Consider the following 24,839-nt stretch of genomic DNA (forward strand, 5'->3'; position numbering starts at 1 on the left):
GGACCATCCTTCCAGGTCGTCCCCTAGGACGCGTCGCGCGGGGTGCCCTCGGCGGAGCGGATCCGATCGCCCAGGTTCCTCAGAGCGCCGCGGAGCGCCCGATCGGCGTCCCACCCCTGCTCCCGCGCACGGGCTGCCAGCGCGAGGAGGGCGTCGCCCAGCTCCGTCTCGGTCGACGGGACCGGGGCGGTCCCCCGCTCCACCGCAGGAGCGGTCAGACCGGGGACTCGCGCCGCCTTACCCAGCATCTTCTGTGCGAGGGCGAGCGCCGGCATCCGCTCCGACACGCCGTCGAGCACGCTCGTCCGCGTGCTCTTCTCCGCTGCCTTCGCGGCGTTCCAATGCACCAGCACCTCCTCCGGTGTCTCAGCGACGGCGTCTGCGAAGACGTGCGGGTGGCGGCGTTCCATCTTCTCGGCGAGCGCCGCGGCGACGTCGTCGATGTCGAACGGGTCGTTCGGATCCTCCGAGGCGATCTCGGCGTGGAAGAGCACCTGCCAGAGGAGGTCGCCGAGCTCCTCGCGCAGCTCCGGACGCGACCCCGCTTCGACCGCGTCGATGAGCTCGGCCGACTCCTCGACGAGATAGGGCACGAGGTCGTCGTGGGTGATCAGACGCGACCAGGCGCATCGCTCACGCACCGCGTGCATCACCTCCGCCGCGCGGCGCAGTCCGTCATCCTCGCTCATGCTCACCTCTCACGCGTCAGGCGATGTCCCCCGTGGTCTGAGCCGGCTCGGGGAGTTCCTCGTCGGCGGTCTCGGGAGACACCCGACGATAGTGGCGGGCGCGCTGGGCGACCAGGATCGCCGCGAGGATGATCGAGACGGCCGATCCGGCGAGCACACCGAGCGTCGCCTCGTCGCGCACGAGCGGGCTGCCTGCGAAGGCGAGCTCGGACAGCAGCAGCGACACGGTGAACCCGATACCGCCCAGCGCCCCGGCGGCCATGAGGTCGAGGAACGACAGCGGCGGCGTGGCGCCGCGGTTCAGCAGTCTCATCGAGATCCAGCTGAAGACCGAGATGCCGATGATCTTGCCCACGGGGAGGGCGACGAGGATGCCCCAGAAGGCGGGAGAGAGCTCGGTGGGCGAGACGGCGGGGATGACGACGAGCGCGGCCGAGAAGGCGAACAGCGGCAGGACGAGTCCGTTCACCCACGGCTCGAGGGCGTGGCGCGTGCGAAGCGCCGGCTGCTGGGCCATCGCGATCCCGAGCGCCACGCCGGCGATCGTGGCATGGACACCCGAGAGGTAGACCAGCACCCAGGTGGCCAGACCGATCGCGATGAGGGTGATGGTGATCGGGATGCGGCCGCGGGTGTCGAGGCGTCGGCTGAGGAAGCCGAAGGCGATCACCAGCAGGGCGGCCACGGCGAGAAGGCCGACGTTGACGTCGGTGGTGAAGAGCACCGCGATGAAGATGATGCCCACGATGTCGTCGAGGATCGCCAGGGCGAGAAGGAAGATCCGGATGCCGGAGGGCAGGCCCTTGCCGAAGACGGCGAGCACACCCAGGGCGAAGGCGATGTCGGTCGCGGTGGGGATCGGCCATCCCTGCGCGGCATCCGAGCGACCGGCGATGAGGACGAAGATGGCGATCGGGACGATGACGCCGCCCGCGGCGGCGATCGCGGGCTGAAGGGCCTTCTTCGCCGAGTTCAACTCACCGCTGGTGAGTTCGTATTGCAGCTCGACCGCGACGACGAAGAAGAAGACCGCCAGCAGGCCGTCCTGGATCCAGTGGCCCACCGACATCTCGAACACGCCGGGGATGCCGAGGTAGGTCTCCTTCAGCGCCTGGGCCGCCGGGCCGAGCGGGGAGTTGGCCACGATGAGCGCCGCCGCAGCGGCGGCGAGGAGCACGATGGCGGGAAATCGGGCAGAGCGCAGCAGGGACACAGGCGGTCCTTTCGTCGGTGTCTGGCGGGTACGCTGACGCGCACGCCGACCAGGCTTCCCGGCACACCGCTGTCGATTCTACCGGGGTCTGCTGTGACATCCCCGTCACACAGCGGCGATACCGTGGGGGCATGCGCGAACTCACCCAGACTGAGGCCATCGACCTCGTCGGTCGCTATGAGGCGGGGCAGGGCATCCCCGAGACCATGAGGGCCAATGTCCGTCTGCTGGGCGCCCTCCTCGGCCAGGTCCTGCGGGAAAGCGGGTCGCCCGGCCTGTTCGACGACGTCGAGCGCCTGCGGATCGCCACCATCCAGGCGTACACCGACGAGACCGCCGAAGCCTTCGCCCGCGCCGCCCGGATCGCCGATTCGTTCTCGGTGACCCGGGCGGACGAAGTCGCTCGAGCCTTCACCTGCTATTTCCATCTGGCCAACCTCGTCGAGGAGCACCAGCGCGTGCGGGTCCTGCGCGACCGCGACCGCACCCCCGACGCCGACAGCGACTCGATCCCGGCGGCGTTCCGGCGATTGGCCGACGAGGTGGGCGAGGATGCCGCGACGAGCCGTCTGCAGTCGCTGCGCTTCCACCCGGTGTTCACCGCGCACCCCACCGAAGCGCGCCGACGTGCGGTGTCGACCAGCATCCGCCGGCTCGCCGCCCTCCTCACCGAGCATGAGGGCGCGCCGGAGGGCGGGAGCGCACAGCGACGCGCCCGTCGGCGCATGCTGGAGGAGATCGACACCCTGTGGCGGACCGCACCGCTCCGGCACGAGAAGCCCACGCCCACCGATGAGGTCCGCGCGGTCATGGCCGTCTTCGACGAGACCCTCTACACCGCCATCCCCCACGTCTACCGCCGCGTCGACGACGCGCTCCAGGCCGATCGCGCCGGCAGCGCCGCGCCGCTGGTGCGACCCTTCGTCCGCATCGGATCCTGGGTCGGCGGCGACCGGGACGGGAATCCCTTCGTCACCGCGTCGGTGACCCGCAAAGCGGCCGCCATCGCCAGCGAGCACGTGCTGCGCGGGCTCGAGCGGTCGGCGGACCGCATCGGCCGCACCCTCACCCTCGACGCCGCGACCACTCCCCCGAGCCCCGAGGCCGTCGCGCTGTGGCAGCGGCTGCGCACCGAGGACGAGGAAGCCGCGGCCGAGATCGCAGCACGGTCGCCCCAGGAACCGCATCGCCAGATCCTGCTGATGATCGCCGTCAAGATCGAGGCCACGCGGCTCCGGAACGCCGACCTCGCCTACAGCGATCCCGAAGAGCTGCACCGCCACCTCCGCGTGGTGCAGGACTCCCTCGTCGCCGCGCAGGCGCCGCGCCAGGCCTACGGGCATCTGCAGCAGCTGATCTGGCAGGTGCAGACCTACGGCTTCCACCTCAGCGAACTGGAGGTGCGCCAGCACTCCGCGGTGCACGCCGCCGTCCTGGCCGAGCTCGACGCCGGTGGGGCGCGATCGGAACGGGCCGAGGAGGTGCTCGACGTCTTCCGAGCGGTGCTCTTCCTGCAGGATCGCTACGGCCCCCGCGCCGCGGGGCGCTACATCGTGTCGTTCACCCAGTCCGCCGACGACCTCGCCGCCGTCCATCGACTCGCCCGTCATGCGGCTGGACCCGACGGTCGCGTCCCCGTCCTCGACGTCATTCCGCTCTTCGAGACCTTCGCCGACCTCCAGGCCGCCCCCCGGATCCTCGCTGAGATCGTCGAGCATCCCGAGTTCCGGGCCCGCTTGGAGGCGACGGGCAGGCGCATGGAGGTCATGCTCGGCTACTCCGACTCATCCAAGGACGTCGGACCCGTCGCTGCGACCCTCGCCCTGTACCAGGCCCAGGCGCAGATCGCGGCGTGGGCGCAGGAGAACGGCATCGAGCTGACGCTCTTCCACGGTCGCGGCGGCGCCCTCGGGCGCGGCGGCGGGCCGGCGAACTCCGCCATCCTCGCGCAGCCTCCGGGCTCGGTCGACGGACGCTTCAAGCTCACCGAGCAGGGCGAGGTGATCTTCGCGCGCTACGGCGACCCCGCCATCGCGATGCGCCACATCGATCAGGTGGTCGCGGCGATGCTGCTGGCCTCCTCCCCCTCCATCGAGACGCGCAACCACGCCGCCGCAGAACGGTTCGCCGATGTCGCCGCGCGCATGGACGAGGCCTCTCGCGCCCGCTTCTTCGAGCTGGTGAAGGCCCCGGGGTTCGCCCCGTGGTTCGCCCAGGTCACCCCGATGGAGGAGATCGGGCTGCTCGCCCTCGGCTCCCGCCCCGCCCGGCGCGGCCTGTCGGTGGAGTCGCTCGCCGACCTCCGCGCCATCCCCTGGGTGTTCGCGTGGACGCAGGCGCGCATCAACCTGGCGGGCTGGTTCGGGCTCGGCACGGCTCTGCAGGCCGTCGGCGACGAGGAGGTTCTCAGAAGCGCCTACCAGGAGTGGCCGCTCTTCCGAACCCTCATCGACAACGTCGCGATGAGCCTGGCCAAGGCCGACGCGCGCATCGCCCGGCGCTACCTCGACCTCGGCGACCGCGACGATCTCGCCGACCTGGTGATGAGCGAGATGGAGCTCACCCGCGCTTGGGTCGTCACGGTGACCGGGGGCGCGGAGCTTCTGGGCAACAAGCCGGTGCTCCAGCGCGCGGTGAAGATGCGCAGCCCGTACGTCGATGCCCTGTCGCTGCTCCAGCTGCGCGCGCTGCGCTCACTCCGCCAGGATGCCGCGGCGGGCTCCCCCGCCGATCCCGAGCAGCAGCGCCTCCTCCTGCTCTCGGTCAGCGGCGTCGCCGCGGGCCTTCAGAACACCGGCTGATCCGCGGCGGCGGCGGATTCCGCGACCGGCTCGGGCCACAGCTGCGTGAGCAGCTGGTCGACCCAGGCCAGCAGCTCGGCGTCACCCAGCGGGCCGTCCCCGGCGCGCGGGAGGGGCACCACCAGTGCTTCCCCGCCCGCGAGGAGCTTCGCCTTGGGGTGCAGGCGCTGCAATCGCACGCGCATCGAGTCCGGCAGATTCGCCGGCGCGATGCGCAGGTTCGGTCCCATCGCCACGACATCGGTGAGGCCCGCACGCGCGGCCTTTCGCCGCAGGCGCGCGACGGCGACGAGGCCGTCGACCTCGGCGGGCGGCTCGCCGTAGCGGTCGCGCAATTCGTCGATGACCGCGTCGATCGGATCCCGCCCATCGGCCTCGCGCGAGACCGCGGTCGGCGCGGCAGCTGCGGAGAGCTTCTGGTAGGCCTCCAGCCGCAGCCGCTCGCTGTCGATGTAGTCCTCGGGAAGTCGCGCCTGCACGGGCAGCTCGAGCCGCAGCTCGGTGGGGCCCTCGGTGTCCTCACCGCGGAAGGTCGCCACCGCCTCCCCGATCATGCGCAGGTAGAGGTCGAAACCCACCCCCGCGATGTGACCGGCCTGCTCCGCACCGAGGAGGTTCCCCGCACCGCGCAGCTCGAGGTCCTTCAACGCCACCTGCATGCCGCTGCCGAGGTCGTTGTTGACGGCGATGGTCTCGAGGCGGTCGGCGGCGGTTTCGGACAGCGGCTTGATCTCGTCGTAGAGGAAGTAGGCGTAGGCGCGTTCGCGAGCCCGACCCACCCGCCCGCGGAGCTGATGCAGCTGCGACAGCCCGTACTTGTCGGCCCGGTCGATGATGATCGTGTTGGCGTTGGCGATGTCGAGCCCGGTCTCGATGATGGTCGTGCACACCAGGACATCCGCCCTGCGCTCCCAGAAGTCGTCGACGACCTGCTCGAGCTGATGCTCCCCCATCTGCCCGTGCGCGACCGCCACCCGGGCCTCGGGAACGAGCTCGGCGATGTGGGCGGCCACCCGCTGGATCGAGGACACCCGGTTGTGCACGTAGAACACCTGGCCCTCCCGGAGGAGCTCCCGCCGGATGGCCGCGGTGATCTGCTTGTCGTTGCGGGCTCCGACATAGGTCAGGATCGGATGCCGGTCCTCCGGCGGCGTCGCAAGGGTCGACATCTCGCGGATGCCGGTCACGGCCATCTCGAGCGTGCGCGGGATCGGGGTGGCGCTCATGGCGAGGATGTCGACGTTGGTCTTCAGCTTCTTCAGCGCGTCCTTGTGCTCGACGCCGAACCGCTGCTCCTCGTCGATGATCATGAGCCCGAGGTCTTTGAAGATCACCCGCTCCGTGAGGATGCGGTGGGTGCCGATGACCATATCGATGGTTCCGTCGGCCAGGCCCGCCACGATCTCCTTCGCCTGCTTATCGGTCTGGAATCGTGACAGCGCGCGCACCTTCACCGGGAATCCGGCGAAGCGCTCGGTGAACGTCTCGAGGTGCTGCTTGACCAGGAGCGTGGTCGGCACCAGCATCGCGACCTGCTTGCCGTCCTGGATCGCTTTGAAGGCCGCCCGCACCGCCACTTCGGTCTTGCCGAAGCCGACGTCGCCCGACAACAGCCTGTCCATGGGGATGGGCTTTTCCATGTCGGCTTTGATCTCGTCGATCGTCTGCAGCTGGTCCGGCGTCTCAGCGAACGGGAAGGCTTCCTCGAGCTCGCGCTGCCAGGGCGTGTCGGGCCCGAAGGCATGACCTCGCGCCGCCATCCGCGCGGAATAGAGCTTGACCAGCTCCACGGCGATGTCGCGCACGGCCTTGCGCGCCCGCCCTTTGGCCTGCGCCCAGTCGCTGCCGCCCATCTTCGACAGAGTGGGCGCCTCCCCGCCGACGTACTTCGACAGCAGGTCGAGCTGATCGGTGGGGACGAAGAGCTTGTCACCGGGGTAGCCGCGCTTGGAGGGCGCGTACTCGAGCACGAGGTACTCCCGAACGCTCTTGACGGCGTTGCGGCCGCCGCTGGACACCTCTCGCTGGGTGAGCTCGACGAAGCGGCCGATGCCATGGGTGGCGTGGACGACGTAGTCGCCGGCCTTCAGCTGGAGCGGGTCGACGACGTTGCGTCGGCGCGACGCGAGCTTCTTGACCACCCGCGAATCCCCGCCGATGGTGCGGCCGTAGAACTCCGACTCGGTGATCACCGAGAGCTGCGCCTCGGCGATCTCGAACCCGCGCTCGAGCGAACAGGCGACCACCTGGGCGGCCCCCGGCTCGGGTGCATCCTCGATGGTCTCCACGCGCCGGGCGGCCAGGCCCCTCTCGGCCAGCACATCCCTGGCGCGCTCGACGAGCCCGCCGCCGGAGGCCATGACGACGACCCGCCACCCGGCGCGGAGCCTGTCGGCGACGTGGCTGACCGCACCGTCGACGTTGCCCTGGAAGGAGGGGACGGATGCCGCGGCGACGCGGGTCACGGAGGTCTCACCCGGCTCCAGCAGCCCCTCGGCCGAGGCGTCGGCAGCTCCGGAATCGAAGGAGCTCAGACTCCACCACACGCCACCGCGCTCGGCGGCGACCTCGCGCAGCCGCGGGAGCGGGACGAAGTCTCCGGCACCGAGGTCGATGGGCGACTCGGCTCCGGAGGTCGCCGCATTCCACGCGGCATCGAGGAACTCGCGGTTGGTGTCGCTGAGAGTGGTGGCGCGTGTCACGGCGCGCTCGGGGTCCACCAGACCGATCGCGGTGCCGCGCGGGAAATAGTCCACGAGAGTGACCAGCTGATCGACCACGGCCGGCATCAGTGATTCCATCCCCTCGACGGGGATGCCTTCGGCCATCTTCTCGAGCATGCCGCGCAGACCCGGGAACTCGTCCTTCAGCTGACGTGCGCGGTCGCGGACGGCCTCGGTGAGGAGCAGCTCGCGACTGGCCAGCAGGCTCACCGCCCTGACCTCGCCCGGCAGGGAGCGCTGATCAGCGACGGAGAACGCGCGGATCTGGTCGACCTCGTCGCCGAAGAACTCCACACGATAGGGGTGCTCGGCTGTCGGGGGGAAGACATCGAGGATGCCGCCGCGCAGGGCGAATTCGCCGCGCCGCGAGACCATGTCGACGCGGTGATAGGCGCGCTCGACCAGCATCGCCGCCACCTGGCCGAGGTCGTGCCCGCGCTCGCCGACCGCGAGTTCGATCGGGGTCGCCTGGTCCAGTCCTGCGGCCAGCGGCTGCACCGCTCCGCGGACGGAGGCCGTGACGACGAGCGTGTCGTCCGCACGCAGCCGGGCGAGGCGGCCGATGACATCGAGGCGTCGCCCCACGATCTCGGGCGTCGGGCTCAGCCGCTCGTGCGGCAGCGTCTCCCACGCGGGGAAGTGACGCACCTCGGCATCGGGGAGAAGCGCCTGGAGGGCGGGCCCCAAGGTCTCGGCCCGACGACCGGTGGGTGCGATCGCCAGCAGCACAGCGGGCTTGCCCGCTGCGCGACGTCGCTCGAGGAGAGCGGCGAGCAGCGGCGCGTCGACTCCTTCGACCACCGAGTACTCGGCGTCGGTCACGCCGGCGGCCACCGCCTCCCGGAAGGAGTCAGCCTGCTCGAGGGCGCGCACGATCCCGGGAATTGTCACCGGAGAAGTCTACGGTCGCCCGCCGACATCGGCTCCTAGGATGTCAGCGTGAGCACACCCTCCGCGCCCGGTGCACCGACGCCCGGCGGTTACACCCCGCCACCCGGCTATGCACCGCCCACGGGATATCTCCCGCCGACGGGCTTCGCACCAGGATCGGGGTGGGCTCCCTCCCCACCGAAACCCGCGCGAGGCGCCGCTCTGGGGCTGACGGCCTTCCTCGTCTCGCTGGGCGCGGCGGTGCTCGCCCCAGCGGCGGGCGCCATCGGCGGCTATTTCATCGGCGCCGGAACCGGGGAGCGCCTCATGGCCGGCACCCTCGGCACGAACTTCGACTGGTCGCTGTTGAGCCCCGTGCGCGACTGGGTCCTGCTCGCCGAGATCGGTTTCTGGGCCGGCACCGCCCTCGGCATCTGGGCGATCGTGCAGGGCATCGTCGCCATCGCCCGACGTGCCGGGCGCGGCTGGGGCATCGCTGCGGTCGTCGTGGCGGCGCTCGGCCCGATCATCTTCGGGTTGACGCTCCAGGCGGTGATCGTGGCCGGACTCGCGGCGGCCGCGTCGGGCTGACGTCGGCGCGTCAGGCGCGGGGGGCGTGGAAGCGCTGCTGGGCCGCGACCAGCCCGTGTTCGATGACATCTTCGACCGCATCGGCGGCATCGGAGACAAGCATCGTGAGGGCGTCGCGATCCGCTGCGGGGAAGGGCTGAAGAACCCAGTCCGCCGCATCCTGCCGTCCCGGTGGACGGCCGATACCCACCCGCACCCGCGCGAAGTCGGCGGATCCGAGCGCCGCGGCGACGTCGCGCACGCCGTTGTGCCCGCCATGTCCGCCGCCGGTCTTCAACCGCACGGTGTCGAATGGGATGTCGAGCTCGTCGTGGACGACCACGATGCGCTCCGGCTCGGTCCGGTAGAAGCGAGCCAGCTGCGAGACCGGGCCACCCGAGACGTTCATGAACGAGGTGGGCTTGGCGAGGATGAGCTTCGGCCCGCCCGGACGCAGCCAGGTCTCCGCGACGCGGGCATGAGCGCGATGGGCACGGAAAGAGGCGTCACGCCGGTCGGCCAGCTCGTCGAGGACGAGCTGGCCGACGTTGTGACGTGTGCGTTCGTAGCGGGGCCCCGGGTTGCCGAGCCCCACCACGAGCCACGTGTCCGGCATGGCCGGTGATTACTCGCTGTCGGAGGCCTCGTCGCCCGACGCCTCGCCTTCGCCCTGCTCCGACTCCTCGGACTGCTCGGCGGCGACCTCGGCGTCGGCCTCGGCGATCTCCTCTTCGGCGATCAGGGTGGACACCGGCACGGCGATCGCCACGACGAGCACATCAGCGTCGGTCAGCAGCGTCGCCCCGCGCGGCAGGGTCAGGTCGGCCGCGGTGATGTGGGTGCCGTCCTCGAGACCCTCGACATCGACCTCGATGGTCTCGGGGATGTGGGTGGCCTCGACCTCGAGCGACACGGTGGCCGAGTCGAGATTCGCCATGGTGCCGGCGAAGGGCTCACCGGTGATGACGACGGGGACGTCGACCTGGACCTTCTCGCCCTTCTTGACAACGAGCAGGTCGATGTGCTCGATGATCTGGTGCACCGGGTCCTTCTGCACGTCCTTGACGAGGGCGAGCTGCGACACGCCGTCGACCTTGAGGTCGAGGACGGCGTTGGCGCGGCGGATCAGCAGTGCGGTCTGGTGGCCCGGGAGGGCGAGGTGCACGGGGTCGGTGCCGTGACCGTAGAGCACGGCGGGGATCTTGCCGGCGGCGCGGAGGCGGCGGGCGTAGCCCTTGCCGAAGTTCTCGCGGCGCTCGGCTGCGACGGTGGTGTCGGTCTCGGTGGGCATGGTGTTCTCCTCGCAGGCTCTCGCCTGTCGTCTCGGCCCCGGGGGCCTGGGTCTGGGTCTGGGTCGACTCGAACGCGAGCGCGTGAGGAAAACGAGCCTTCACACCCTCGTCGATCACGGATCCGCTCCGCTGCTCGCGCAACCGGGATCCCTCGCCGAAGTCCAGTGGGACAGTCTACCAGCGACCGGGGATAGCATGGGAGACACTGCCATCCCGACGGAGGACACCATGGAATACGGCTTTCTCTCGCACGTGCTGGTCTGGGTCGTCGGCGCGATCACGGCGATCGGCGCGGTGGGCCTGGTCCTGGCGGTCTTCTCCATGGCGCGCACGGCGTACCGCAAGGACTGACCAGGCCCCTTCGCCAGGTCGGGGCGGCGGGAGAGGACCCGATAACCTGAAGCGGTGACCGATCCTTCCCACGCGCCGAAGATCTCCACCGACCGCGACGACCAGCCCGGGTCGACCGAGGAACACGAGGGTGCCCCCGCCCCCCAGGATGTGCCTCGTCCCCGCGCCGAAGCAGGTGTCGCAGCCCCCTCGGACACCGCGGCGAAGGCCAACATCGGCGTGGTCGGCCTGGCGGTCATGGGCTCCAATCTCGCCCGCAATCTCGCCAGCCGGGACGGCAACACCGTCGCGGTGTTCAACCGCAGCCGCGAGAAGACCGATCATCTGCTCGACGCCCATCCCGAGGCCGGATTCGTGGCGACGTTCTCGTACGAGGAGTTCGCCGCCGCTCTGTCCACGCCCCGCACGGCGATCATCATGGTCAAGGCCGGCCGCGGCACCGACGCCGTCATCGACGAGCTCGTCCGCGTCTTCGAGCCGGGCGACATCATCGTCGACGGCGGCAACGCGCTCTTCAGCGACACCATCCGTCGTGAGAAGGCCGTCCGCGAGACCGGCATCAACTTCGTCGGCATGGGTGTGTCCGGCGGTGAAGAGGGAGCTCTGCTCGGTCCGTCGCTCATGCCCGGCGGCTCCGATGAGTCGTGGGTGACGCTGGGCCCGATCCTGCGCTCGATCGCGGCCGTGGCCGAGGGCGAGCCGTGCGTCACGCACGTGGGCCACGACGGTGCGGGTCACTTCGTGAAGATGATCCACAATGGCATCGAGTACGCCGACATGCAGCTGATCGCCGAGGCGTACGACCTCATCCGGCGGGGCACCGGGAAGTCCCCCGCCGAGATCGCCGACGTGTTCGCCGAGTGGAACCGCGGTGAGCTCGAGTCGTACCTCATCGAGATCACCGCCGAGGTGCTCCGACAGAACGACGCCACGACGGCGCGTCCCCTCGTGGATGTGATCCTCGACCAGGCCGGCGCGAAGGGCACCGGCGCGTGGACGGTGCAGACCGCCCTCGATCTCGGCGTTCCCGTGTCGGGGATCGCCGAGGCGGTCTTCGCCCGGTCGCTGTCGTCACACCCCGAGCAGCGGCAGGCGGCCGCCGGACTCCCCGGCCCCGCAGAAGACGCCGTCGGATCCTCCGTCACCGATCCGGACGCCTTCATCGAGCAGGTGCGGCTGGCGCTGTACGCATCGAAGATCGTCGCGTATTCGCAGGGCTTCGACGCCATCCGTGCCGGCGCCGCCCAGTACGGCTGGCAGATCGACCTGGGCGCGGTGTCGCGCATCTGGCGCGGTGGGTGCATCATCCGCGCGCAGTTCCTCAACCGCATCGCCGACGCGTACGCCGAGACCGCGGACCTTCCGGTGCTGCTTGCCGCCCCCTACTTCGTCGAAGCACTGGGCCGCGCCCAGGATTCGTGGCGGCACATCGTCGCGACCGCGGCGACGGCGGGCATCCCCGCGCCCGCGTTCTCGTCGTCCCTGGCGTATTACGACGGCCTGCGCGCCCCCCGGCTCCCCGCGGCGCTCATCCAGGGTCAGCGCGACTTCTTCGGCGCCCACACCTACCGCCGCATCGACCAGGAGGGCACCTTCCACACGCTCTGGTCGGGTGATCGTTCCGAAGTGGCGGCCGAAGACACGCACTGATCGCCTCGCCGCCCGTCGACGATCTAGGGTCGGAGGATGACGCGACGCATCCTCTTCCTCGGCGGTACCGGCATCATCAGCGCGTCCTGCGTGCGCCGGGCGGTGGCACGCGGTGATGACGTCACCGTGGTCAATCGGGGAACGGGGCGACGTGCGCTTCCCCCCGAGGTGCGGACGCTCGCAGCCGACCTGCGCGACCCCGGGGCGGTTCGCGCAGCGATCGGGGCGGAGGAGTTCGACGTCGTCCTGCAATTCCTGGCATTCACGCCCGAGCACATCCAGGCCGATCTGGACCTGTTCGAAGGACGTGTCGGCCAGTACGTGTTCGTCAGCTCCGCATCGGCCTATCAGAAGCCACCGGCGCGCCTGCCGGTGACCGAGTCCACGCCGCTGCGCAATCCCTTCTGGCAATACTCGCGCGACAAGATCGCCTGCGAAGACCTGCTCGTGGCGGCGTATCGCGAACGCGGCTTCCCGGTCACCATCGTGCGACCTTCGCACACCTACGACGAGCAGCTCCTTCCGACGATGGGGGGATGGACGGACATCGCCCGGATGCGGGCGGGACGACCGGTCGTCGTGCACGGCGACGGGACCAGTCTCTGGACGATCACGCACAGTGACGACGTCGCGGTCGCGATCGTGGGACTGGCGGGGCACAGCGACGCCCTGGGCGAGGCATTCACCGTCACGGGTGATCACGCGCCGAGCTGGAATCGGATCTATGGGTGGCTCGCCGAGGCGGCGGGTGTCACCTCACCCGACCTGGTCCACGTGGCATCCGAGACGATCGCCGCCTTCGCCCCCGCCTTCGGTCCCGGCCTGGTCGGCGACAAGGCGCACTCGATGATCTTCGACAACGCCAAGGTCACCGCTCTCGTGCCGGAGTTCCGCACCACGATCACCTTCGATGAGGGCGCGCGGCAGATCCTGGCCTTCTACGACGCGCACCCCGATCGAAAGGAGGTCGACGCGGACCACGATGCGCTGTTCGATCGCATCGCGGCCCACGCCCGGCAGGCGGGGTGAGCGCCGCTCTCAGCCGGCGCATAGCGGATGCCATAGGAAATCCATAGGAGACCCGGCACACTGAGGACCATGACGACCCTCGCGCCCTCCGCCCTCCGCCGCCCCGACGGGCAGGCTCTCCGCCTCCTCGTCGTGGACGACGAGCAGATGCTCACCGACCTGCTGTCGATGGCCCTGCGGATGGAGGGGTGGGAGGTGAAGACCGCGTCCTCGGGCTTCGAGGCCCTGCAGGCGGCGCGCGAGTTCCGGCCCGATGCGATGGTGCTCGACGTCATGATGCCCGACCTCGACGGGATGTCGGTGCTGCAGCGCCTTCGCGCCTCCGGCGACGATGTGCCCGTGCTCTTCCTGACGGCGAAGGACGCCGTGTCGGATCGCGTCGCGGGACTCACCGCGGGCGGCGACGATTACGTCACGAAACCGTTCAGCCTCGAAGAGGTGGTTGCGCGTCTGCGGAGCCTCATGCGCCGCGCCGGGACCGCGCAGACCGCCGAGGCCGAGCCGATCCTCCGGGTCGGCGACCTCTCGCTCAACGAAGACAGCCACGAGGTCGAGCGCGCCGGAGTGGAGATCGAGCTGACGGCCACGGAGTTCGAACTCCTGCGCTTTCTCATGCGCAATCAGCGCCGCGTCGTCTCCAAGGCCCAGATCCTCGACCGCGTGTGGAACTACGACTTCGGCGGACGCTCCAGCGTCGTCGAACTGTACATCTCCTACCTTCGCAAGAAGATCGACCAGGGCCATGAACCCCTGATCCACACCGTGCGCGGTGTCGGATACATGATCAAGGCGCCCCAGTGAGGCGACCCCGCCACCCCTGGACCCTGCAGCGACGGCTGATCGTCACGATCGCCGCCATCGTGTCGCTCATCCTGATCCTCGTGGGCGTCGCCACCTCCGCCATCCTCGGATCCGTGCTGGAGCGGAGTCTCGACAGCCAGGTCGAGGCGACGGCGAACCGCGCGGCGACCTGGATCAGGCCGCTCATCGGCAGTGGCGCCACCGCTGCCGACATCCTGGGGGAACAGGCCCCGCAGCCGGGCTTCCTCCTCGTGGTCGGCGACCCCGTCACCGGCGAGACGACCGCGGCGGCCACCGACGACCGGGGCCGGGTGGTGGAGCTCAGTGACGCCCAGATCACCGAGCTGGTGGACCGGCTCGACACCGCCGGGCCCGCGGTGACGGCTCTGGACGGTGTGGGGACCTACCGACTCGCGAACGTCCCCGCCTCCCCCGCGATCGTCGTCATCGGGATCTCGCGCACCGCCGTGGCGACCACCATCGGCGAGATGCTCCTGACGATCGCGCTTCTCACCCTCGGCGGCTTGCTGCTCCTGGCGGTCGCGACCGCGTGGACCGTCCGCGCGGGCCTCGCGCCCCTCCGCTCCGTCGCCGAGACCGCCCGCCGGGTCGCCGCACTTCCCCTCGACCAGGGCGAGGTCTCGATCCGCGACCGCGTCCCCGACGCGGAGGCCGACCCGCGCACCGAGATCGGACAGGTCGGGCAGGCTCTCAACACCCTTCTCGACCACGTGTCGACGTCGCTCACCGCTCGGCAGCGCAACGAGGAGCGGATGCGATCCTTCGTCGCCGACGCCAGTCACGAGCTGCGCACCCCGCTGGCGTCGATCCGTGGATACTCGGAGCTCTCGCTGCGGGCGCTCGGACGCGGCCACGACGACGGCGCCGTCGACACCGCCGAGGCGTCGCTGGAGCGGATCCAGAGCCAATCGCTGCGGATGACCTCTCTCGTGGAGGACCTGCTGCTCCTCGCCCGTCTGGACGAGGGTCAGGAACTGGTCTATGGCGCGGTCGATCTGTCGCAGCTGGCCGTCGAAGCCCTCGGCGACGCACAGGCGGCGGGACCCGAGCATCACTGGGTCGCCGATATGGGTGAGGAGCCCGTCGTCGTGGCCGGCGATGCACGACGCCTGCACCAGGTGATGGCGAACCTCCTCGGCAACGCGCGGATCCACACTCCGGCAGGCACCACCGTGCGGGTCTCGATCGAGCGCAACGACTCGGACGCCGTCGTGCGGGTGCACGACGACGGTCCGGGAATCGACCCGGCGATCGCCGATGAGCTCTTCGAGCGCTTCTCTCGCGCCGACCGGTCACGAGCGCGCAACACCGGCGGCACGGGCCTGGGTCTGTCGATCGCTCGCGCCATCGTCGTGGCACATGGCGGCACCCTTGCCGTCACGAGCTCGCCGGGTGACACGACCTTCGAAATGCGCCTGCCGGCGCGGCCCGAGGATCCGGTCCGGACGCAGGAAGACGATCGCGACGCCGCCGAGCTCAGTACCCGCTGAAGGCGTCGGTCGTCAGTGATCGGGCCCGGCGAAGCGCGGGGGCGAGTTCGGCGATGAGCCCCGCGGGGCCGGAGACGAATGCGTGGCGGGCGGAGATGTCGGGAACGACGCCCAGCAGTCCGTCGGCATCCAGTCGCACGCCGCGCGCCCACCGCCAATGCGGCGGGAGGTCGGCAGGGGCGCCGCGGGTGAACACGATCACCGGGACCCCCGAGGCGGCGATCTCGTCGCGGAAGGCGAGCTCGGCGGCATCCGAGGCGACATAGACCAGCACGATGTCGCGGTCCTCACCGGTCAGACGATGATGGCGCAGCTGGGAGACGAAGGGCGTGATCCCGATGCCGGCCGCGACGAGGAGCACCGGCGCCGCCGTGCTCCGGGGAAGCACGAAATCCCCCCACACGCCCGTGACCGCGAGGTCGGTTCCGGTCGAAATCTCGGCGAGGGCGCGCTTGAAGCTCGATGCAGCGCCCGTGGCGGGCTCGCGGTAGGCGATCTTCAGCTCCGGGAGGTCTTCGGGGGCGGAGGCGATGCTGAACTCCCGGCGGGTCCCCCGTGTGTCGGCCCGCCGATGCGGCACGTCGAGTTCGAGGTACTGGCCTGGCGCGAACGACAGCGGGCCGGAGACGGAGAAGGTGAGCTCGCGCACCGTCGGGCTGAGATGCCCGCGTCTTTGCAGCCGGAGCCGGTTGGCGGCACGGACGGCGAGGAGGAAGCCGAGCAGGTTGCCGATGAGGAGGGCGCGCTCCTGGCCGAGACTGAACGCCCCGATGACGATCGGCCATCCCGCGAGGACCCCGACCACCAGAGCGACGAGCAGTTGCTGCCACCGCCTCGGCGGGAGGGTGAGGGGCTCCGAGAGCATGAACGCGCCGAGGAAGAGGAACGGTGAGGAGAACAGCACCTGGGGAAGGATGTCGCCGAGCACGACGGGCACGCCCAGGGCGGCGTACTGCGAGAAGACGCGCACGAGGGCCACGCCGACGGCCACGACGAGGAAGAGCGCCGCGACGCGCAGCTTCTCCGCACGCCACAGCACGATGAGCCCGAGGATGACGACCGGTGCGGCCAGCACGGGACTGCCGACCCACCAAGCCGAGGCGCCCAGCGCCGGAACCCAGATGCTGAGCAGGGTGAGCGCCGATGCGCCGGTGGCGGCGGGGTTGAGAACATGCCGACCCCGCCAGGCCAGGACGTATTTCGAGAGGGCGGCGATCGCGCCGGCGAGTGCGGCGCCGAGCAGCAGCAGGGGATCCAGCGACGGGCGGAGGACGAAGAGCAGGATGCCCGCGGTGATGAGCGAGGACTCCCACCGCCACGGCAGGCGCAGAAGGCGCTGGGCGGCGAGATCGACGACGACGCAGGCGACGACGAGGACGACGCCGGTGGCGAGGATCTCCAGCGGTGTCTGCGCCAGCGCGCCGAAGAGTGACAGCACGATCGAGACCGCCGTCAGCGCTGCAAGCGCCAGCAGCATGACGCGGTACATCGAGAACCGGCCGAGAACCGCGAAGACGCGGGCGGCGGCGGCGCGGACGCCCACGGTCAACGCATTCACGATGCCACCGTATCCGCCCGGAGGAACAGGTCGGCCGGATTGTCGGGCGACCATTCGACGCGGCCGTCGGTGGTCATCCGCACCCACTCCACGCCCCACCGGTGAGCGATCTCCGGGCCGCCGTCGAAGAACAGCGCGGTGGCGATCGCATCGGCCGTCAGGGCATCGGGTGCGAAGGCCCAGGTCGCGGCGATCGTGCGCACCGGCTGACCGGTGCGCGCGTCCAGCACGTGATGGAGGCCCGGGCCCCAGCGCCGCCGGTTCACCGCCGACGCGCAGACCGCTCCGGCCGATATGGTCACGACCCCGATCGCCCGGGTGCTGTCGTAGGGGTGCTCGAGAGCGACTCGGAGATCAGCGCCGCTCACCCGCAGATCCCCCGACGCATCGACGAGGAGGGGCCCCGTCACGCGCTCGGCGAGCACGCCGTGGACGATGTCGACCAGCCGACCCTTGCCGAGCGCCCCGACATCGATCGTCGCGGGGCGGGAGAGGCTCAGCGTGTCGGAGGTCCACGACAGGACGTCGCGCCACGGGGGTGCGGGTTCGGCGCCGCGATCGGTCAGCGTCATCTCGGCGTCGTAGCCGCGACGGGCGAGGACCCCGCCGACGAGGGGGCTGACCGCGTCGCCGGTGGCGTCGGCGATCTCGGCCAGACGTGAGAGCAGGAGATCGGTGTCGATGGGCGCGGGTATCTCTCCCCCCGAGTGGGCGAGGGCGGTCACGGCGGAGTCGTCGCGGAATCTCGACCACGCATGATCGAAGGACTCGATCACGTCGGCCACGGCCGCGCGGTCACCCGCGGTCAGCGCGTGGGCGCTTCCGACCTCCCACCGGGTGCCGATCGCCTCGAACCGCCAGATCTCGGTCGTCGCGCCCGGTGCGCTGGGCGAAGACATCTCACGCGGCCGCTTCGGCCTTGATCTCCTCGACCGCCGCGTTGAATCCGCCGCTGGTCAGCGACGAGCCCGCGACGCGGTCGACCGAGAGGTCGTCGATGTTCTGGCCCACGACCTCGTCGGCGATACCGCCGATGAACTGCGACTGATACTGCTCCGACTCCGGCCGCTGGGGCTCTCCGGTCACCTCGACGTCGGTGACGACGTCGTCCTGCAGCGTGAGGGTCACGGTGATCTGCTCGACGGACTCGGGGGTGTTGTAGGTGCCCTCGGCGGTGTAGGTGCCGTCGGCGTACGGCCCTTCCGTCGTCGTGGCGCCCGCATCGCTGTTCGCCCCGGCATCCTGGGTTCCCGCGTCTGCCGCTCCGGAGCACCCGGCCAGGAGAAGGGCTCCGAAGACACCGGCACCGGCGGCGCCGACGCGGACGGGACGAGGGGCGAGGTCGAGACGGATCATTGTTCCTCCAGGGAAGGGTCGGATACCGTCATCCTGCCCCGCTCACCCTATGCAGTGGCTTTGAGTGGCCGCAGGCCCAGCAAAGAGTCAGCTCACGCGGCACCGTCGAACATGCTCGTGACCGAGCCGTCCTCGAAGACCTCGCGCATCGCGCGAGCCAGCAGCGGCGCGATCGGGAGGATGGTCAGGCCGGGGAAGCGCTTCTCGTCCGGCACCGGCACGGTGTCGGTGACGACGACCTCGTCGATCGAATCGCTGCGCAGACGCTCGGCGGCCGGGTCGCTGAAGATCGCGTGGGTGGCGGCGACGATGACACGTTCCGCGCCGCTGGCCTTGAGGGCCTCGGCGGCCTTGACGATCGTGCCGCCGGTGTCGATCATGTCATCGACGAGGAGGCAGACGCGCCCCGTCACCTCACCCACGATCTCGTTGACGGTGACCTGGTTCGCCACGTTCGGGTCGCGGCGCTTGTGGATGATGGCCAGCGGCGCGCCGAGGCTGTCGGACCACGTGTCGGCGACGCGCACGCGGCCGGTGTCGGGCGAGACGACGGTCAGCTTGGCACGGTCGGCGGCGCTGAGGGTGTCACGGAAGTACTCCAACAGCACGGGCTTGGCGAAGAGGTGATCCACCGGACCGTCGAAGAAGCCCTGGATCTGCGCGGCGTGCAGGTCGACGCTCATGACGCGATCGGCGCCCGCGGTGCGGAGCAGGTCGGCGACGAGGCGCGCACTGATCGGCTCGCGGCCGCGGCCCTTCTTGTCCTGCCTGCTGTACGGGTAGTACGGCGCGACCACGGTGATGCGCTTCGCCGACGCCCGCTTGGCCGCGTCGAGCATGATGAGAGTCTCCATCAGCCACTCGTTGACCGGCGGACCGAAGCTCTGAACGAGGAAGAAGTCGCATCCGCGGATCGACACTTCGAATCGGGTCAGGATCTCGCCGGAGGCGAAGGTGCGGTACTCGGTGGGCACGAGCTGCGTGCCCAGCCCCGCTGCGACCTCGTTGGCGAGAGCCTGGTGGGAGCGACCGGCTGCGACGACGAGCCGCTTCTTGGTCTTGGCGACGATACCGGGGGCAATGTCGTTGTCGCGGTCGAGATCAACTGTCTTCGTTTTGCGCGCCATCGTCCGCTTTCTGTGACGTCCGGGCTCGCGCTGCGACCTCGGCCGCGGCCGTCCCGGGCCTGTTCTTCTCGACCCACCCCTCGACGTTGCGCTGAGGGGCAACACTCAGGGCCAGAGCACCGGCGGGGACATCTTTGCGGATGACGGCGCCGGCTCCGGTCTTCGCGCCGTCTCCGATCCTAACGGGCGCGACGAAGACGTTGTGCGAGCCGCTGTGGACCTCGTCGCCGATCTCGGTGCGATGCTTGGCCACGTCGTCGTAGTTGGCGGTGATCGCCCCGGCGCCGAGGTTGACTCCGGTGCCGATCGTGGTGTCGCCGATGTACGACAGGTGCGGCACCTTGCTGCGCTCGCCGATGTCGGAGTTCTTCACCTCGACGAAGGTGCCGATCTTGCCACCGGCCCCCAGACGGGCGTTGGGGCGGAGGTACGCGAACGGTCCGACCGTCGCATCGGCGCCGATCACCGCGAGGGTCGCGTCGGTGCGGGTGACCGTCGCCCTCTCCCCCACCTCGCAGTCGACGAGCGTGGTGTCGGGGCCGACGACCGCTCCCTCGCCGATGACGGTCGCGCGCAGGACGTGCGTGCCCGGCAGCAGAGTGACATCGGGCGAGAGGGTCGCGGTGACATCGATCCAGGTCGTGGCCGGATCCATCACGGTCACGCCTTCGCGCTGCCAGTGACGGACGATGCGGGCGTTCAGCGTGCGCGCCGCCTCGGAGAGCTGGATGCGATCGTTCACCCCGAGGGCGGCGGCCGCGTCGGGCGCGGTGACGGCGGCGACGGGCAGCCCCGCCTCGCGCAGCAGACCGATGACGTCGGTGAGGTACTTCTCACCCTGAGCGTTCGCGGTGCCCACCCGCGCGAGCTCGCGTCGGAGCGAGGCCGCGTGGAAGACGTAGACCCCCGCGTTGATCTCGGTGACCGCGAGTTCGTCGGGATCGGCATCCTTCTGCTCCACGATCCGGGCGACGGTGTCGTCGCTCGAGCGGATGACCCGTCCATATCCCGAGGCGTCCTCGAGCACGGCCGTCAGCAGGGTCGCGGCGGCCCGGCGTCGACGGTGGGTGTCGAGGAGCGCGGCGAGCATCTCGGCGTCGAGCAGAGGCACGTCGCCGCTGAGGACCAGGACGTCGTCGTCGGCCTCGCCGAGCGCCTCCAACCCGAGCTCGACGGCACGCCCCGTGCCGGGAACCTCGTCCTGATCGACGATCACCGCTTCGGGGAACACCTCGGTCGCCTCGAAGGCGACGAGGTCGCGTTCGTGACGCACGACGACGGCCGTGCTCCGGGGGCCGAGTCCCGCCGCGGTCTGCAGGACGTGACCGAGAAGCGAGCGGCCGCCGATGCGGTGGAGCACCTTCGGCGTGGCGGACTTCATCCGTGTGCCCTGCCCGGCGGCCAGGACGATCACCGAGAGCGAGGAGGATGCGGTGGTGTCTGTCATGCTCCGCCGCCAGGACTCGAACCTAGACCTCACAGCTCCAAAGGCTGTCGTGCTGCCATTACACCACGGCGGACCGCGCCCGCAGAGGGCGCCCGACAAGTCTGCCAGAGTGGATGCATGCCCCGAGAGTCGGACGAAGTCGACCGCATCGTCGAGGCGTGGGATGCGCAGCGTCCCGACCTCGACTTCTCGCCCCTGGAGGTGCTCTCCCGGGTCGACAGGTTGTCGCGGCATCTCGATCGCGCCCGGCGGGAGGCGTTCCGCCGCAGCGAGCTGGAGCCGTGGGAGTGGGACGTCCTTTCGGCGTTGCGGCGGGCCGGCGAGCCGTTCCAGCTGAGCCCCAAGCAGCTGCTGCAGCAGACTCTCGTCTCCAGCGGCACGATGACCAATCGCATCGACCGCCTCGTGGGCCGACGTCTCGTGCGCCGGGAGGCGGACCCCGGTGACGGGAGGAGCATCCTGGTGACGCTCACCGAGGAAGGGCGCACCCGCGTCGACGCCGCGATCACCCGCCTCGTCGATGCCGAGGCCCTCCTTCTCGGCGCGCTGTCTCGCGGAGATCGGGATCGCCTCGCCGGACTGCTGAGAAAACTCAGCCTGGGTTTCGACGCGTGAGTGTCAACCGATCTGCTCGATGAGGGCGAACCAGCGCGCTTCCGTCGTGTCACGCTCGGCCTCGAGGGCGCCGATGCGGCTCATCTCCGCGGAGAGACCTGCATAGTCGGACTGATCATGGTCGGCCAGGGCGATCTTCGCGCGCGACACTTCCGTCTCGAGTTTCTCGATCCGTCGTTCGAGCGCGGCGGCCTCCTTCTGCGCCGCGCGAAGCTCGGCTCCGGTGAGCTCCGTGGTGGCCGGCGACGCCGTCGACTCGGAGGAAGCCGGCGTCGCGGCGGAGGAGAGCCTCCCCGCGGCGCGCAGCCGCAGATACTCATCGACGCCGGCCGGCAGATGTCGAAGCCGGCCCCCCAGCAGCGCGTACTGCTGGTCGGTGACCCGCTCCATGAAGTATCGATCGTGCGAGACGACGATCAGAGTGCCGGGCCAGGAGTCCAGGAGGTCTTCGAGCGCGGCGAGCATGTCGGTGTCGAGATCATTGGTCGGCTCGTCGAGGATCAGCACGTTGGGCTGGGACAGCAGGATCAGCAGCAGCTGCAGCCGCCGCTTCTGCCCTCCTGAGAGGTCTCGGACGGGAGTGGACAGCTGTGCGCTGGAGAATCCCATCCGCTCCAGCAGCTGCCCGGGTGACAGTTCCTGGGCCTTCGACCCGGCGCCGAGGGTGTAAGTCGTCCGCAGGCCCGAGATGACCACGCGCACGGGATCGTCCAGGTGCGGATCGAGCTCGTCCATGCGCTGGCTCAGGATGGCCACCCGCACGGTCTTCCCCCGTTTGACTCGCCCGGACGTGGGCTCCAGCTCGCCCGAGATGAGCGACAGCAGAGTGGACTTGCCCGCGCCGTTGACTCCCAGGATGCCGGTGCGCTCACCCGGCGCGATGCGCCATTCGACGTCGTGGAAGACGTCGGTGCGAGTAGCGCCGTCGTCGAAGACGACCGAGACGTCGAGCAGGTCGACGACGTCTTTTCCGAGTCGGGTGATCGCCAGAGCCTGCAAGGCGACCGGATCGCGCAGCTCGGGCACGTCCTCGATCAGAGCGTTGGCGGCGTCGATGCGGAACTTCGGCTTGGACGTTCGGGCCGGAGCACCGCGGCGCAGCCACGCCAGCTCCTTGCGAGCGAGGTTCTGGCGTCGTGCCTCGATCGCCGCAGCCTGACGGTCGCGCTCGACCCGCTGGAGGATGTAGGCGGCGTACCCTCCCTCGAACGGCTCGACGACCCGGTCGTGGACCTCCCAGGTCATGGTGCAGACCTCGTCGAGGAACCAGCGGTCGTGGGTGACGACCAGGAGCCCGCCCTGGTTCGCCGGCCACCGGCGGCGGATGTGGTCGGCGAGCCATGCGATCGCCTCGACGTCGAGGTGGTTGGTCGGTTCGTCGAGGAAGAGCACATCCCAGTCGCCGACGAGGAGGGCGGCCAGGGCGACGCGGCGGCGCTGCCCTCCCGACAGCCCGGCGACCGGACCCTCCCAGTCCAGTCCTTCGAGGAGGCCGGCGATCACATCGCGCACGCGCGGATCCCCTGCCCATTCGTGATCGGGGCGGTCGCCGACCACGGCGAAGCGGACGGTGTGAGCGTCATCCAGGGTGTCGGATTGGTCGAGGACGCCGACGCGCACACCCCGCCTGACGGTCACCCGGCCGGAATCGGGCTCGAGCCGTCCGGCGAGCATGGCCAGCAGGGTCGATTTGCCGTCGCCGTTGCGGCCCACGACGCCGATGCGATCTCCCTCGTCGATGCCGAGGGAGACGCCGTCGAAGACGACCTTCGTGGGAAATTCCAGATGCAGGGCTTCAGCCCCGAGAAGATGCGCCATATCCCTTCCAGGCTATGTCCCGCGATGGGGCGCGCAGACCAGACCCTCAGTACCAGAAGCTCAGGCGTGGCGCGCGAGGTGTGAGGAAGAGCGGTGCAACGAGATCGGCGTCGTCGACGGCGAGCCGACCGGCGGCGGCGAGGGTCGTCACCGACACGCCGCCGAGGTAGATCGCCGACAGCTCCTCGATCCCGAGGCGCATGACCGGCGCGGCGGAGGCGGAATCGCCGACGTCTTCGACGGTTCCGAGGCCGTCGACCACCCGCAGCTGCCAGCGACCGGTGGACAGGCCCAGGGAGTCCTCGACGTCGAGCAGGACATCGCCCGAACCCGTGTAGGTCCGCGCTTCCAGCGCGCGGGGGACGTCGATGATCCGCACATACTGGTGGTCGCGAACCGTGATGGTCGCGGCGCGCTGGTCGGCGATCATCCACCACAGCGGCTCATCGACAGCGAGTTCGCCGGCGTGGACCTCGCCGATGAGGTCGAGCTCGAGGAGGAAGCGCCAGAGCGCCGCGTAGGCCGCGGGCGTGACGGCGATGAGCGAGGCCACGTCGACGCGGGACTTGGTCCAGTCATCGCTGTTCTCGGTCACTGTATACAGCGCTGCTCCCCGCACCGCGCCGGCGTCGTCACGCCACTGGATCGCCCGCCGCTTCCCGGGGTCCTTCGCATCGGGCCGCGTGCCCGCGAAACTGTCCCAGTGGCCGGCGGGGATCTCCAGTTCACCGGCCGATCGCAGGCGCACCTCCTCGTGCAGGCCGGGCGCGATCTCGCGCCAGGTCTCTCGCGAGATGAAGTCCACCCGGCCGGATCTGCCGGGTCCGCGCCATCCGGCCCGCTTTGTGTCGATGACCCAGGTGGCCGCCGGAGCCGCCGGGGCGAAGCCGTAGCGGCCGTAGAGCGTGGCTTCGCTGACGGTCAGCATCGCCAGCGGCACGCCGCCGGCGACGGCGCTGCGCAGCTCCGCCTCCAGCAGGGCGCGCGCGATACCGCGGCGCCGATGGGTGGGCGCGACCGAGACGGCGCTCACGGCGCTGCCCGGCAGAACACCGCCGCCGGGGACGGTGAGTTCCGACAGCCACGATGCACTCGTGGCCACGGGCGCCGACCTGGTCGGGGTCTGAGGGTCGTACACCCCCGTCATGCGTCGATAGTCCCCGCGGGCGCGCGTCTCGCGCACCTGCTCATCAGTCAGTTCGGGATCGAGGAAACCGCGGGCGACGACCTGGATGAAGTCCTCGCGGTCGGCGTCGCCGGTGACCAACCTCATCTCGAGGCCCTGAGCCTCGAGGCGTTCTCGCGAGACCGGATCCACGTCGCGCGCGAGATGGGCGGCGGCAGCAGAAGCATCCATGCCCACCACGCTAGTGAGGGACACCGACAGGCGCACGCCGGTCGGTGTCCCTCACGCCGCT

At 70.2% G+C, this 24,839-nt stretch carries 20 protein-coding genes and 1 tRNA gene; 8 read left to right on the plus strand and 13 right to left on the minus strand.

Annotation, left to right across the window (positions count from 1 at the left end):
• Positions 1 to 23: 23 nt before the first annotated feature.
• Both DT073_RS12185 and nhaA read right to left on the minus strand, forming a co-directional pair.
• A complete protein-coding gene (locus DT073_RS12185) occupies positions 24 to 689 on the minus strand; it encodes a nucleoside triphosphate pyrophosphohydrolase (RefSeq protein ID WP_124293622.1) in 666 nt (221 codons plus the stop codon).
• Between the two features lie 16 nt (positions 690 to 705).
• Positions 706 to 1,902 (minus strand): Na+/H+ antiporter NhaA, encoded by a 1,197-nt coding sequence (gene nhaA, locus DT073_RS12190; protein ID WP_124293623.1) that lies wholly within the window; start codon positions 1,900 to 1,902, stop codon positions 706 to 708.
• A gap of 131 nt (positions 1,903 to 2,033) precedes the next feature.
• On the opposite strand from nhaA, the gene DT073_RS12195 reads away from it, so the two are divergent.
• On the plus strand, positions 2,034 to 4,703 hold the full coding sequence (locus DT073_RS12195) for a phosphoenolpyruvate carboxylase (RefSeq protein ID WP_124293624.1): 2,670 nt from the start codon (positions 2,034 to 2,036) through the stop codon (positions 4,701 to 4,703).
• Here DT073_RS12195 and mfd read toward each other — a convergent pair.
• Positions 4,688 to 8,317, minus strand: coding sequence for a transcription-repair coupling factor (gene mfd / locus DT073_RS12200; protein WP_164478186.1), 3,630 nt, complete (start codon positions 8,315 to 8,317; stop codon positions 4,688 to 4,690). The genes DT073_RS12195 and mfd overlap by 16 nt on opposite strands.
• Positions 8,318 to 8,365: 48 nt before the next feature.
• On the opposite strand from mfd, the gene DT073_RS12205 reads away from it, so the two are divergent.
• Complete coding sequence (locus tag DT073_RS12205) at positions 8,366 to 8,887, plus strand: hypothetical protein (protein WP_124293625.1); 522 nt, start codon at positions 8,366 to 8,368, stop codon at positions 8,885 to 8,887.
• A gap of 10 nt (positions 8,888 to 8,897) precedes the next feature.
• Here the strand turns inward: DT073_RS12205 and pth are convergent, their stop codons facing one another.
• Both pth and DT073_RS12215 read right to left on the minus strand, forming a co-directional pair.
• On the minus strand, positions 8,898 to 9,482 hold the full coding sequence (gene pth, locus DT073_RS12210; protein ID WP_124293626.1) for an aminoacyl-tRNA hydrolase: 585 nt from the start codon (positions 9,480 to 9,482) through the stop codon (positions 8,898 to 8,900).
• 9 nt (positions 9,483 to 9,491) lie between these two features.
• Positions 9,492 to 10,157, minus strand: coding sequence for a 50S ribosomal protein L25/general stress protein Ctc (locus tag DT073_RS12215; RefSeq protein ID WP_124293627.1), 666 nt, complete (start codon positions 10,155 to 10,157; stop codon positions 9,492 to 9,494).
• A 196-nt stretch (positions 10,158 to 10,353) separates the two neighbouring features.
• Between DT073_RS12215 and DT073_RS15850 the strand changes: the two genes are divergently transcribed.
• From DT073_RS15850 to DT073_RS12235, 5 genes are all read left to right on the plus strand, one after another.
• Positions 10,354 to 10,509, plus strand: coding sequence for a hypothetical protein (locus tag DT073_RS15850; RefSeq protein WP_164478098.1), 156 nt, complete (start codon positions 10,354 to 10,356; stop codon positions 10,507 to 10,509).
• Between the two features lie 150 nt (positions 10,510 to 10,659).
• Entirely contained in the window at positions 10,660 to 12,159 is a 1,500-nt protein-coding gene (gnd, locus tag DT073_RS12220; RefSeq protein WP_276310450.1) for an NADP-dependent phosphogluconate dehydrogenase, read from the plus strand.
• Between the two features lie 36 nt (positions 12,160 to 12,195).
• Positions 12,196 to 13,188 (plus strand): SDR family oxidoreductase, encoded by a 993-nt coding sequence (locus tag DT073_RS12225; RefSeq protein ID WP_124293629.1) that lies wholly within the window; start codon positions 12,196 to 12,198, stop codon positions 13,186 to 13,188.
• Between the two features lie 69 nt (positions 13,189 to 13,257).
• Positions 13,258 to 13,989, plus strand: a complete 732-nt coding sequence (locus tag DT073_RS12230) for a response regulator transcription factor (protein ID WP_124293630.1) — start codon at positions 13,258 to 13,260, stop codon at positions 13,987 to 13,989.
• Entirely contained in the window at positions 13,986 to 15,500 is a 1,515-nt protein-coding gene (locus tag DT073_RS12235) for a sensor histidine kinase (RefSeq protein ID WP_240638602.1), read from the plus strand. The genes DT073_RS12230 and DT073_RS12235 overlap by 4 nt, the downstream gene beginning before the upstream one ends.
• Here DT073_RS12235 and DT073_RS12240 read toward each other — a convergent pair.
• The 6 genes from DT073_RS12240 to DT073_RS12265 form a co-directional block, all read right to left on the minus strand.
• Complete coding sequence (locus DT073_RS12240; RefSeq protein ID WP_502697164.1) at positions 15,487 to 17,049, minus strand: FAD-dependent oxidoreductase; 1,563 nt, start codon at positions 17,047 to 17,049, stop codon at positions 15,487 to 15,489. The genes DT073_RS12235 and DT073_RS12240 overlap by 14 nt on opposite strands.
• 5 nt (positions 17,050 to 17,054) lie before the next feature.
• Entirely contained in the window at positions 17,055 to 17,957 is a 903-nt protein-coding gene (locus DT073_RS12245; RefSeq protein WP_124293632.1) for an FAD:protein FMN transferase, read from the minus strand.
• 1 nt (position 17,958) lies between these two features.
• Complete coding sequence (locus DT073_RS12250; protein WP_124293633.1) at positions 17,959 to 18,414, minus strand: FMN-binding protein; 456 nt, start codon at positions 18,412 to 18,414, stop codon at positions 17,959 to 17,961.
• A 92-nt stretch (positions 18,415 to 18,506) separates the two neighbouring features.
• On the minus strand, positions 18,507 to 19,541 hold the full coding sequence (locus DT073_RS12255; protein ID WP_124293634.1) for a ribose-phosphate diphosphokinase: 1,035 nt from the start codon (positions 19,539 to 19,541) through the stop codon (positions 18,507 to 18,509).
• Positions 19,516 to 20,988 carry a bifunctional UDP-N-acetylglucosamine diphosphorylase/glucosamine-1-phosphate N-acetyltransferase GlmU gene (gene glmU / locus DT073_RS12260; protein WP_124293635.1) on the minus strand — a complete coding sequence of 491 codons (1,473 nt, stop codon included), beginning with the start codon at positions 20,986 to 20,988 and terminating at the stop codon, positions 19,516 to 19,518. The genes DT073_RS12255 and glmU overlap by 26 nt, the downstream gene beginning before the upstream one ends.
• A gap of 1 nt (position 20,989) precedes the next feature.
• Positions 20,990 to 21,061 (minus strand) — tRNA-Gln (locus DT073_RS12265).
• A 44-nt stretch (positions 21,062 to 21,105) separates the two neighbouring features.
• Between DT073_RS12265 and DT073_RS12270 the strand changes: the two genes are divergently transcribed.
• Positions 21,106 to 21,603, plus strand: a complete 498-nt coding sequence (locus tag DT073_RS12270; RefSeq protein ID WP_124293636.1) for a MarR family winged helix-turn-helix transcriptional regulator — start codon at positions 21,106 to 21,108, stop codon at positions 21,601 to 21,603.
• A 3-nt stretch (positions 21,604 to 21,606) separates the two neighbouring features.
• On the opposite strand, the gene DT073_RS12275 is transcribed toward DT073_RS12270, so the two are convergent.
• Positions 21,607 to 23,421 carry an ABC-F family ATP-binding cassette domain-containing protein gene (locus DT073_RS12275; RefSeq protein WP_124293637.1) on the minus strand — a complete coding sequence of 605 codons (1,815 nt, stop codon included), beginning with the start codon at positions 23,419 to 23,421 and terminating at the stop codon, positions 21,607 to 21,609.
• A gap of 46 nt (positions 23,422 to 23,467) precedes the next feature.
• A complete protein-coding gene (locus tag DT073_RS12280; RefSeq protein WP_124293638.1) occupies positions 23,468 to 24,778 on the minus strand; it encodes a GNAT family N-acetyltransferase in 1,311 nt (436 codons plus the stop codon).
• Positions 24,779 to 24,839 lie beyond the last annotated feature (61 nt).

Origin of the sequence: Microbacterium sp. ABRD28 (assembly GCF_003850245.1) — a bacterium.
GTDB lineage: Bacteria > Actinomycetota > Actinomycetes > Actinomycetales > Microbacteriaceae > Microbacterium.